An 11,601-nucleotide genomic window follows, 5' to 3' on the forward strand; every position below is an offset into this window, starting at 1 on the left:
TCTCCTCAGGCACGGGCCGGCAGCAGGCCGCGCGGACGCACCAGCAGCACCAGGGCCATGACGATGTAGGCGCTGGCGGAAATCAGCCCGGCGCTCAGGGTGCCGCTGGTTTCGCTGGGCAGCAGTTGGTCCAGCAGCGGCGGAATGTAGGCACGGCCCAGGCTGTCGACCATGCCGATCAGCAGGGCCCCGACCAGCGCACCGCGCACCGAACCGACACCGCCGACGACGATGACCACGAAGGTAGTGATCAGGATCTTTTCGCCCATGCCGATTTCCACCGACAGCAGCGGTGCCGCCATGAAGCCGGCCAGGCCGCACAGTACGCAGCCGAAGACGAACACCAGGGTGTACAGTCGAGCGATGTTGACGCCCAGCGCGCCGACCATTTCATGGTCGTCGGCACCGGCGCGAATCAGCATGCCGAGGCGCGTGTGGTTGATCAGCAGCCACATGCCGACCGCCACCACCAGCCCTGCGGCGATGAACAGCAGTCGGCTGACCGGGTACATCAATCCCGGCAGCACTTGGACAAAACTGGAATACCACTCGGGCGTGGGCATCGCCGGTGGGCTGCGACCGAAGATCAGGGTCAGCAATTCGTTGCTGAAAAACACCACGGCCAGCGTCGCCAGCACCTGATCCAGGTGATCGCGTTTGTAGAGGTGACGCATGATCGACGTTTCAATCAGCGCGCCATAGCAGGCCGAGCCGATCAGCGCGGCCAGGCCGCCCAGCCAGAACGAGCCGGTCGCCATGGCGGTGTAGGCGGCACAGAAGGCGCCGACCATGTAAAAGGCACCGTGGGCGAGGTTGATCACGCCCATGATGCCGAAAATCAGGGTCAGGCCCGAGGCCAGCAGAAACAGCAAGGCGCTGTATTGCAGGCCGTTGAGAATCTGTTCGAGCAATAACATGACTGCGTTCCTCATGAAAACGCCCTGCAGGTTTCTGCAGGGCGAGGACGGGGGCTCAGGTGCCGGTCAGATCGAGCATTGAGCGGCGTAGCTGTCGACGTGGCGGGTCGCGAGCGTCTTGATCGGCACTTCGATCAGCTTGCCGTCGGCGCCGGCCTGTACTTGCAGCAGGTACCAGTCGATCACCGGGTGCTGGTTCTGGGCGAAGCTGAAGTCACCGCGAATGGAGTCGAACTTGACGTTCTTCATGGCCGAGCGGAAGGCCGCCTGGTCTTTCAGATTGCCCTGGGAGGTCTTCAGGGCGGCGCCGATCAGTCGTGCCGTGTCGTAGGTCTGGGCGGCATACACCGTCGGGGCGCGCTTGTATTTCTCGGTGAAGGCTTTGACGAAGGCCTGGTTGGCCGGGTTATCCGATTGCGGGTTCCACAGGGTGACGATGTTGGTGCCCTTGGCCACATCGCCGGTGGCGGCAAGCATGCGTTCATCCATGGAGAACACCGGCACCACCATTGGGATTTGCGCCGACAGGCCCGAACCGCCGTACTGCTTGGCGAAGTTGATGCCGCCGCCGCCCGGGTGAAACTGGAAGATCGCATCCGGCGCCAGCGCACGCACGCGCGCCAGTTCCACCGAGAAGTCGAGCTGGTTGAGCTTGGTGTAGATCTCGGTCACTTCGCCCTTGAAGGTGCGCTTGAAACCGGCCAGTGCGTCACGGCCGCCCTGATAGTTGGGCGCCAGAATCACCATCTTCTTGTAGCCCAGCTCGTTGGCGGCGACACCGGCCATCTCGTGGGGGGTGTCGTTCTGGTAGGAGGCGACGAAGTAGTTGGCCATGCACTTTTCACCGGCCAGGGTCGAGGGCGCGGTGTTGTTGCTGACGTAGAAACCGTCCTTGGTGGCGGTGTTGATCACGGCCGCCAGCACGTTGGAAAAAATCACCCCGGTGTACAGCGAAATACCGTCCAGGCTCATGCGGTCGGCGATCTGCTTGGCCTTGGCCGGTTGCAGTCCGTCATCTTCCACAATGAGTTGCACCGGCACCCCGCCGAGCTTGCCGCCCTCCTGATCGATCGCCAGCTGGAAGCCGTCCCGCGAGTCTTCGCCCAGGTAGCCGGCGGGGGTGGAGAGGGTGGTGATGAAGCCGATTCGGACAGGCTCCACGGCCTGGGCAGCCGTCGCTGCACAGAGGGAGGTTGCCAGACATGCACGCAATACCAGGTTTTTCATGAGGCGGCCTATGAAGTAGGTCGTGCCAACGCACGGTGGATATCGATGAGGGCAGTGATTCAGTGTTCGGTCGGGCCGATTGATTGTTGTTATGGGGTGCCGTGTCAGCTGTTGCTCTCGGTGAACTTCTCCAGATAAAGGCGGCTTTGATCCAGGCCTTGCTGCTGTCGCCAGTCCTTGATCGACTCGACCATCGGCGGCGGGCCGCACAGGTACAGGTCGAACGGCTGGTCGCGCAGCTCGGCCAACTCCAGGTGTTCGGCGATATAGCCGGTCTTGCCCGGCCAGTCGGGGTTGGGATTGCTGACCACGGGCGTGAAACGGAACCCGGGGATGCGTGCGGCATAGGCCTCGATGCGCGAAACCTCGCACAGGTCCGCAGCCTCGCGCACGCCGTAGTACAGATGCACCGGATGGCCGCAGCCGTGCTGGTCGGCGATCTGGTCGAGCATGCCCAGGAACGCCGACAGCCCGGTGCCGCCGGCCACCATCACCAGCGGGCGGTCGATATGACGCAAGTAGAAAGCACCCAGCGGTGCTTCCATGTGGATCACGTCACCGACCTGGCAACGATCGCGAACGTAATCGGTCATCACGCCGCTGGGCAGCAAGCGAATGAGGAACTGCAGGTTGCTGCTGCCCGGCGCGCAGGCAAAGGAATACGAGCGCCGATGCTCGGTGCCCGGTACTTGCAGGCGCGCGTACTGGCCTGGCAGGTAGTCGAGCGCCGCACCCGCTGCACCGACTTCCACATGCACGATGGCGGTGGTCGGGGATACCTGTCGCACTTCGCTTACGGTGCCTTGCAGGCTGCTCGGGCCGCTGCTGCCGCAGAGACTGGAATCGAAGTCGAAGTAGAAGGCAGCGTCGGACTGCACACGCGTCTGGCAGGTCAGCACCTTGCGCTCGGCCAGGTCACTGGCCGACAGTGCTTCATCGTCCACATAGTCCTGAGTGTACTGCCCGGATTCGCAGCGGCCCTGGCAGGTCGCGCAAACCCCTTCGCGGCAGTCCAACGGAATCTTGATTCCGCTGCGCAGGGCCGCGTCGAGCAGGATTTCATTGTTCTGCACGTTGCAGAAGAGTGTTTTGCCATCGGCGAAACTGAAGGCGACCTTGTACGTCATGAGCGTTAATCCGCAGGGTTCAGAGATGGTAGAAATCGAGCACTGAGTTGATCGTGTCGTTGAGCAGCACTGCGTGTTTGCGGGCGATCTTCCAGCTCTCGCCGTCGGGGCGCAGGCGGTAGGTCGCGCGGCCGAAGAACTGCTCGGCGGTTTGCATGCGGTAGTACAGGGTGCTCCAGTTGACCCGGACCTCCAGCTCATCATCCTGTAGCGGCGCGATTCGCACGTTGCTGATCAGGTGCAGGGTGCGCGGCATCGGGATGGTCGATGCCGCCTTGCCGGTGCGAATGCGGAACACCCGGTCTTCCAGGCCACCCCGGTTGGGGTAGTAGATCAGCGACATGCCTTTTTTCGGGTCGGTGGTGTAGACGTGCTCCGAATCCCATTGCGGCAGGTGGAATTCGCTGTCATCGCTGAACATGGCCAGGTAGGTGTCCCAGTCCTGGGCATCGCAAGCCTCGGCGTTGCGGTAGAGAAATTGCTCGACGCGGTATTGCAGTTGCGAATTCATGTTCACACCTCACGCAGTTTCAACGGTTGTTGTTCGGCCGCCTTGCGCGCCAGGCCCTCCAGCAAAAAGCGCTGCCAGTTAGCGTGCTGGTTGACGTACAGGCCTTCATGGGTGAACTCGGTGCCCGTCAGCGCCGGGGCGATGCCAATGGTTTCGCTGTTGCGGGTAGCGCCTTCGACCCATTTGCCCTGGCCGCGGGAAATGTCGCTCCAGCGTTCCAGGCGAGCCTGGAAGCCACGCTGGGCTTCACGGAACTCCACCAGGTCATCGGGGGTGCCCATGCCGGATACGTTGAAGAAGTCTTCGAACTGACGAATGCGGTTTTCCCGATCGGCGTCCGACTCGCCGACCACGCCCAGGCAGAAGCTGTTGATCTCGGTCTTGTTCCAGGCCAGCGGGCGGATGATGCGCAGCTGCGAGCTGATCTGGTCGAGGAAGAACATGCTCGGGTAGACGTTCAGGTTACGCAGGCGGTGCATCATCCACTCGGCCTTGCCCTGGCCGTGTTCCTTGACCAGGCGCGGCATGATGGTGGCGTAGCCCGGGCGCACGGCAGGGTTGGGCATGTCGCTGAACAGAACGCTGTGGCCGTTGTTGAAAGCGAACCAGCCGTCGTCGGTTTCCTTGTCGCCGGCCCCCAGCTTGCTGTAGTCCAGGGTGTCGCTGGAATTCAGGCCTTTCTCGGCGTTGACCTGTTGGCGGTGCTGCACGGTGGCCACGTAGTTGTAGTGGACGGTGCTGACGTGGTAACCGTCCAGGCCGTTCTCGTTCTGCAATTTCCAGTTGCCGTCGTAGGTGTAGGCCGACTTGCCCGGCAGCACTTCGAGCTGGCCGGTAGGAGACTGCGCCACCATCATGTCGAAGAACACCTTGGCGTCACCGAGGAAGTCTTCCAGGGTGTCGGTGCCCTCCACGTCGAGGCTGATGAACACGAAGCCGTTATAGCTTTCGATACGGGCCTTTTTCAGGCCGCGGGTAGCCTTGTCGAAGCCTTCGGGGTATTCGCCCGGCGCCTTGACCTTTACCAGCCGGCCGTCGCTTTTGTAGCACCAGGCGTGGAAGGGGCACGTAAAAGTCGACTGGTTGCCCTTGCCAACGCGGGTAAGGGTGGTGCCACGGTGCTGGCAGGCGTTGATCAGGGCGTTCAGACGACCTTCACCGTCGCGGGTGATGATCAGCGGCTGGCGGCCGGCACGCATCGTCATGAAATCGTGATTATTGGCGATCTCGCTTTCGTGGCAGGCATAAATCCAGTTCTTCTCGAAAATCAGTTCCATTTCCAGATCGAACAATTCCGGGTCGGTAAACATATCGCGAGCGATGCGATAAACACCGTCTTCCGGACGGAAGTCCAGGCAACTTTCTATATAACTTTTCCACTGTTCGATACTTCGTGCAGTTGTCATATCCCAGTCCTCGGCCAATGGGCTAATTCACGCCTTCATTAAATGACGTGGCGATGGACAGGGTCTATCCGCTTATTAGTGGAAACCCATCCGGAAAATAAGCCTTGATCTTGGGTTGCTGGTGGTTTTATCCCGTAAACACTGGGTTGTGTCGCATATGAAGGCTGAGCAAACGGCTAATTGTCTTCCAGTAACGGGATAGCCGCTGGGGAACTTGTTGCGGCTTAATTTCAATCGAAGCACCACCAGAGTGTCTCGCTGCAGGTCACTGGAAACTGCCATTACTCATGGCCCTGGTTTTAACCAGAAGTGCCTTCTATTCATGTGTTGCTCTAAACGCGGCAGGGGGAAGAAATAATATGTTGCATAAAACGTGGTTAGTTCGAGGGATTCAAACAGTTGGCTTGTTGACGCCAATACTGGCGCAGGCCGACGTGGTCTCTGACAGCCGGCTCACACTGGGTACCCGCAACTTTTACATCGATCGGGATTTCAAACAGGACAACCCACCCCATTCACGGGTGGGCAGTTGGACTCAGGGTTTCGACCTGCGTTTCGCCTCCGGCTATACCGAAGGCCCGGTGCAGTTCGGCCTGGATGCCGAGGTGCAGTATGCCTACAGACTGGATGGCGGTGGCGGGCGCGGCGATGACTCCATCATCCCTTACAGCCGGAGCCGTCAGGAGCAGGCCGATGAGTATGGCCGTGGCGGGGCGACGCTGAAAATGCGCTATTCGAAAACAGAGCTGAAAGTCGGTGAACTGCGGCCGTTACTGCCGGTGGTGATCATTGACGATTCACGCCAGTTGGTCACGACCTATCGCGGTGGTCTGCTCGAATCCAAGGAAATCGACGGCCTGACATTGACCGCCGGGCGGCTGACGCAGATCGGTGCGCGTAACTCCTCCAACTACGAAAAACTGTACCTGCAGACCGGCTCGGGTGTGCGCCACGGCAGTGACGGGCTCAACCTTGCCGGTGCCAGTTATGCTTTCACTCCGTCGCTGACCGGTACTTACTTCTACGCGCAACTGGAAGACATCTACCAGCAGCACTACCTGGGCATCACCCATCTGGCAGACCTGGGCGACGGCTATGCGCTGAAGACTGATCTGCGTTACTTCAACAACAGCGAAGACGGCGACGCTCTCTACGGCGACATTGACAACCGTTCCTATGGCGCCATGACATCGCTGAAAAAGGGCGGTCACCGATTCGGCGTGGGATACCAGCGCATGCTCGGCGACAGCAACTTCCCGACACTGGGCGGTTATGTGCCGCAACCGTTCCTGGTGAACTGGTCGCGGGTGGCGTTCATCAAGCCCAACGAAAAATCCTGGCAACTGCGTTATGACTACGACTTTGCCGCCATGGGTCTGCCGGGCCTGAGTTTCATGACCCGATACTTGAAAGGCAGTTCGGTGGACCGCGGTGACAACCTCAGCCAGGCAGCGGAGCAGGAGCGCAACCTGGTGCTGTCTTACGTGGTGCAAAGCGGTCCGCTCAAAGGCGTGGGCGTGGAGGCCGGCAACGTCGTCGCCAAATTCAGCCACGGCAATGACTGGGTGGAAAACCGCCTGATCACGACTTACACCTGGAAATTTTGGTAACGTCCTGCCCTGAAATCGGACGCGGTTGCGCGCGGAAGTGACGCATCGGGTAGCGTTTTACCCATTGCGTCGACCGCTCTTGGCACCATCGCTGTGCGCGTCAAGGCCGCGCAACGCGTTCGATATCCAGATAGTTTCCGATTACTGGCCGAAAAGTGCGGATTTCGCCTGTTCGCACCGGCTGGGCATAGCCCTTGCAAATCCAATGAGAATACGCGCCGAAGAGCGTGTCGATGTTCATTGCCGTGGGTGCACCGTCATGACCGAACCAAATGTTGTCCAGTTTCGAGATATCCGCATAGATCGCTACGACCTGGCTGGTGCCCGGGCGTGGATGGCCGGCATTTGCGGGCCGCACGAACTGCAGACCTCGCAGCCGAACCGGATTCAGTTTCACCACAAGGCCAATGTCTTCAAATCCATGTCCACGACCTTGGGCCGGATGGAATACGGCACAGACGTGACCATTGGCGTCGAGGATGCCGAACACCTCAATTGCTACAGCCTCAGCCTGCCGATTCGCGGCGAGCAGGAGTTGGTCAAGGATGGCCGTCGGTTGTACTCCAATCAGGATCAGGGACTGATCGTGACACCGCACGAAACCCAGACACTGAGCATGGCAGGTGACTGTCACAAGATCTCCGTGGTGATCACCCGCATGGCCATGCGCCAGACACTGGAAGGCATGCTGCAACGCCCGTTGGAAATGCCGCTGAAGTTCGAGCCGGTGATGGATGCGGTCAACGGCGCCTCTGCCTCCTGGTGGCGGCTGGCCCGTTACTACATCGATGAGCTGGAGCGCGGTCACGACCTGTTCAGTCAGGTGTTTTTCACCCGCGATATCGAAAGCGCGCTGATCAAGGGGCTCATCCTTTCCCAGCCCAATAACTACAGCGCCGAACTTCGTGATCAACTGGGCGTCAAGTTGCCGTATTACCTGGTGCGCGCAAAGGATTTCATAGAAAGCAACGCCCGCGAAGACATCCACCTGGAGGACATCGAGGCGGCGGCGGGTGTATCCCGCTTCAAACTGTTCGAAGGCTTTCGCAAGCACATGGGTGTCTCACCCATGGCTTACCTGAAAAAGTTTCGCCTCGGCGCCGTTCGCCAGGAAATCCTCGAAGACGCCTCGGTGCGCAACATCTCCGTGATCGCGATGTGCTGGGGGTTTTCGCATCTGGGCCGGTTCGCCAGCGAGTACCGCAAGCTGTTCAACGAAACGCCCAGTGCCACTTTGCAGCGCAGCGAAGCCCGTCGCAACCGGTCGCTTTGACATGACGACTTTCCACGCGGCCACCGCCAACAGCGTGGGCCTGAACCTATCGCTGATGTGCCGCGAACCGGTCTTTACCAGTCGCTCGGCGCTGGAAACCCAGCGTTTGATGGGGCAGGCGCTGGTGGAACATGAGCTGGATTGGCCGCGGGGTGGCGTCGATACGGCGTTCTATCGCGGCCAGGTCGCCAGTTGCGAACTGTATGCGCTGCGTTACGGCGGCCAGGTAGAAATCCGGCCACAGCCTTTCGAAGATTTCGTGCTGGTACAAATGCCGCTGCGAGGCAGTGCCACTCTCGAGTCCGACGGCATGGGCTATGACGTCAGCCCGGGAGAAGTAGCGATCCTGTCTCCGCGCAATCAGGCTCGAGTGGTGTGGGAGGAGGGTTGCGAGCAACTGATCCTCAAACTGCCACGGGCATTGCTCGATGCCAGCCAGAATGCGCTGGCCGATGACTTGCCGTCGGGCTTCACGTTAGCGCCGGTCAGCCGTCTGGAACGGCCACTGGCGGTGCGCTGGTTTCGTCTGGTCAGCGAGTTGCTGGAGCACTTGCCCGAGGGCGAATCGAGTGCACCGCCTTCACGCTGGTTGCAGCATCTGGAGCAAAGCCTGCCTCTGTTTCTGCTCAGCCATTGTGGCGTTGCTCAACAAGAGTCGCCTTTGCCGCGGCAGCCCTCCCGTCAACTGCAAAAAATCGACGCCTGCATGCGCGAGCACCTTGTTCAAGGCATCTCCCTGGCTGAACTGGCGGTTGCTGGCGGGGTGAGCATTCGCAGCTTGAACACCTTATGCCAACGCGAATACGGCCAAAGTCCGATGGACCGCTTGCGCGGATTACGGCTTGAAGCCGCCAGGGAGTACTTGCTGGCGAGACCGCACACCAGCGTGACCGAGGTAGCGCTGGAGTTCGGGTTCGGGCATGTGGGGCGGTTTGCCAATTACTATCGGCAGCGCTTTGGAGAGTTGCCGAAGCAGACGATGAGGTCTCAGGCATGAGAGGGGTGAGGGGCGATTCCGGTTGGCCTGTTGCAGGCCAAGATTTCTGGATAATCATGCCGAAACGAAAAAAACCGCCATTAAGGCGGGTTTTTGGTGTTCAGAGATTTTGAAAGCCTTCTCCGAACCTTGTCTGGCTCACGACCTGGACTCGAACAGAATAATAAGCATTTGTTCTACAATGAAATTATTCTGGTTTTTAGTATATATATCCTTACGATTATCCTAATCCAGCCCGTTTTTTATTGGAGTTCTTTCGATATCCCTGGATCAGGAAAAAACATTCGAGTTTCCGCTCTTTTTGAGACAACGCGAGCATCTGAGTCATCTCGCTGCCAACCGCCGCCCAATGCTTTGAACGTGGCCACTGCAGCGCGAGCCGATTCAGTTTGTGCCTGGGCTCTGCCATCAGATGCCGCTAGGAGATGTTCATTGGCATCCAGCACTTCGATCAAGCTGACCACGCCTTTTTCATAGGCGGCAAACGATGTCGCTCTGGCTTTCGCATACGCCGACTCGCCCTGGGCGAGCTGGGTCGATTGTTGCTCGCGGTTGATCCGTGCCGAAACAGCGTTTTCCACATCTTCGCAGGCCCGCAGAACGGACTGGCGGTAAGCGGCCAAGGCTTCGGCTTCCTGGCCCTTTGCCAAATCAATCTGGGCGTTGATGCGGCCAAAATCGAACAGCCGCCAGCGTAATCCCAGTGCGGCCGAAGCCTGACTGGCGCCGTTGCTGAACAGGTTTGCGCTGGATACCGATGTAGCACTGCCGAGCAGCGCAGCCACAGACAGTTTGGGGTAGTACTCGGACATGGCTTCGCCGATGCGCGCGCTGGATGCCGCAAGACGGCGCTCCGCGACGATCAAGTCTGGACGCCGACGCAGCAGGTCGGCTGGAGCGCCCATGTCCGAGAGGCCTGGCACCTCAGGGATGGGCGCCAGCTTAGCCAACTGCGCGCTGTAAGTGCCGGGCACCTTGCCCAACATGACATCCAGCGCATTCATTGCCGTGTCAATGCCCGCTTGCAGTACCGGCACGGTGGCCCGCGCTTGGTTCAGCGCGCCTTGGGTCTGGTTCAACTGCAGTTCAGCCGCCAGGCCTTTTGCGTAGAGATGTTCGATGGTGGTGAGCAGTTGTTGTCGTGTGTCTACTTGCTGCCGGGCAATTTCCAGGCGTGCTTGCAGGCCACGGATGCTGATGTAAAGGTCGGCTGTTTGCGCGACCACTGCCAGGCGTGTGGCAATCGCTCCGGCTTGCGAGGCCTGATAATCGGCGAAGGCCGCTTCTTTACCTCGGCGCAGCCCGCCAAACACATCCAGCTCCCAGCCGGCATTCAAGTTCGCCTCATAGGCACTGCCGTAGCGATTATAGGAAGGGTCTGAGTTCAGCACTTGGCCCAACGGCGTCTCCAATGACTGACGGGCTCGGGCCGCTTGACCATTGACGGTAGCCGACGGCAGGAGGGCTGCGTTAGCTGCGCCCAAACCGGCGCGAGCCTGCTCGATCCTTGCGTTTGCCTGGGCTAAATCGAGGTTCTGTTCAAGTGTTCGATTTATCAGCTGACTGAGTATTGGGTCATTAAATGCGTTCCACCAAGCGGCGAGATCGTCATTTGCGGCGCCCAGTTGTCGTGCCTTGGACGTTTGCGCGGAGAAATGCTCGGGCAATTCCACACGGGGTTTTGAGTAGTCGGGGCCCACTGCGCAACCTGCAACCATACCCAAACACAGTAAAACGGCGAAACGAGGAGGAGGGTGCATGCGATACCTGCGAAAGGGTCGGTTTGTGACGATATTACAATTTGGTCACAAGTTGTCAACCACCTTTGGGATGAGTAAGCTGCTCGCATGAATCAGCCATCAGTTTCTTCGCCCAGCGCCCGTGGCCCAGCCGATCACGACATTCGAGACCAGATTGTCGCGGCGGCCAACGAACATTTCAGTCAATATGGTTATGGCAAAACAACGGTTTCTGACCTGGCCAAGGCCATCGGCTTTTCCAAGGCTTACATCTACAAATTCTTTGAATCCAAGCAGGCGATTGGTGAAGCAATCTGTACAAATTGCCTGACTGAAATCGTTGCGGCAGTGGAGCAAGCCATCAATGTAGACGGCATCTCGCCGACTGAACGTTTTCGGCGCCTGGTCAAAACCTTAATCGCTACAGGTGTGAGCCTGTTCTTTAACGACCGTAAACTCTACGACATCGCAGCGTTCGCCGCGTCGGAGCGATGGCCCAGCTCACAAGTCTATGACGCTCAGATCAAGAGCTTCGTGTTGCAAATCGTGCGTGAGGGGCGAGAGCTCGGCGAGTTTGAACGCAAGACTCCGCTGGACGAGACGGTAGAGTCGATTCATCTCGCTCTGCGGCCTTTCATGAATCCTCTGCTATTGCAGTACAACCTCGATTTTGTTGAAGAAGCCCCTTCTCTCATCTCCAATCTTGTTCTGCGCAGCCTGATGCCTTAAACCTCTGCTGACGGATGCGCTGCGCATCCGTATCAGCGTGTGCGCCTGAAAAAACTAGATATCGA

General features: G+C 59.3%; 10 protein-coding genes. 4 read left to right on the forward strand and 6 right to left on the reverse strand.

Translation table 11 applies throughout. The annotated features are described in order from the left end of the window. Nucleotides 1-5: 5 nt before the first annotated feature. The 5 genes from B723_RS15735 to antA all read right to left on the reverse strand — a co-directional run bounded on the left by B723_RS15735 (nt 6) and on the right by antA (nt 5,188). A complete protein-coding gene (locus B723_RS15735) occupies nt 6-917 on the reverse strand; it encodes a branched-chain amino acid ABC transporter permease (RefSeq protein WP_017339663.1) in 912 nt (303 codons plus the stop codon). A gap of 66 nt (nt 918-983) precedes the next feature. Beyond that, nucleotides 984-2,144 (reverse strand): ABC transporter substrate-binding protein, encoded by a 1,161-nt coding sequence (locus B723_RS15740; protein ID WP_017339662.1) that lies wholly within the window; start codon nt 2,142-2,144, stop codon nt 984-986. A 104-nt stretch (nt 2,145-2,248) separates the two neighbouring features. Continuing rightward, complete coding sequence (gene antC, locus B723_RS15745; protein WP_017339661.1) at nt 2,249-3,271, reverse strand: anthranilate 1,2-dioxygenase electron transfer component AntC; 1,023 nt, start codon at nt 3,269-3,271, stop codon at nt 2,249-2,251. A gap of 19 nt (nt 3,272-3,290) precedes the next feature. Then, nucleotides 3,291-3,782, reverse strand: coding sequence for an anthranilate 1,2-dioxygenase small subunit (gene antB, locus B723_RS15750; RefSeq protein ID WP_017339660.1), 492 nt, complete (start codon nt 3,780-3,782; stop codon nt 3,291-3,293). 2 nt (nt 3,783-3,784) lie between these two features. After that, complete coding sequence (gene antA, locus B723_RS15755; protein WP_017339659.1) at nt 3,785-5,188, reverse strand: anthranilate 1,2-dioxygenase large subunit; 1,404 nt, start codon at nt 5,186-5,188, stop codon at nt 3,785-3,787. 359 nt (nt 5,189-5,547) lie between these two features. On the opposite strand from antA, the gene B723_RS15760 reads away from it, so the two are divergent. The 3 genes from B723_RS15760 to B723_RS15770 all read left to right on the forward strand — a co-directional run bounded on the left by B723_RS15760 (nt 5,548) and on the right by B723_RS15770 (nt 9,068). Further along, a complete protein-coding gene (locus tag B723_RS15760; protein ID WP_031319027.1) occupies nt 5,548-6,798 on the forward strand; it encodes an OprD family porin in 1,251 nt (416 codons plus the stop codon). Nucleotides 6,799-7,057: 259 nt separating this feature from the next. Beyond that, entirely contained in the window at nt 7,058-8,071 is a 1,014-nt protein-coding gene (locus tag B723_RS15765; protein WP_017339657.1) for an AraC family transcriptional regulator, read from the forward strand. Between the two features lies 1 nt (nt 8,072). Continuing rightward, on the forward strand, nt 8,073-9,068 hold the full coding sequence (locus B723_RS15770) for an AraC family transcriptional regulator (protein WP_017339656.1): 996 nt from the start codon (nt 8,073-8,075) through the stop codon (nt 9,066-9,068). A 242-nt stretch (nt 9,069-9,310) separates the two neighbouring features. Here the strand turns inward: B723_RS15770 and B723_RS15775 are convergent, their stop codons facing one another. Then, a complete protein-coding gene (locus B723_RS15775) occupies nt 9,311-10,828 on the reverse strand; it encodes an efflux transporter outer membrane subunit (RefSeq protein WP_050558261.1) in 1,518 nt (505 codons plus the stop codon). Nucleotides 10,829-10,915: 87 nt separating this feature from the next. Between B723_RS15775 and B723_RS15780 the strand changes: the two genes are divergently transcribed. Then, nucleotides 10,916-11,536, forward strand: a complete 621-nt coding sequence (locus tag B723_RS15780) for a TetR/AcrR family transcriptional regulator (protein ID WP_017339654.1) — start codon at nt 10,916-10,918, stop codon at nt 11,534-11,536. The last annotated feature ends 65 nt before the right edge of the window (nt 11,537-11,601 follow it).

It is taken from the genome of Pseudomonas fluorescens NCIMB 11764 (assembly GCF_000293885.2).
GTDB classification, from domain to species: Bacteria; Pseudomonadota; Gammaproteobacteria; order Pseudomonadales; family Pseudomonadaceae; genus Aquipseudomonas; species Aquipseudomonas fluorescens_B.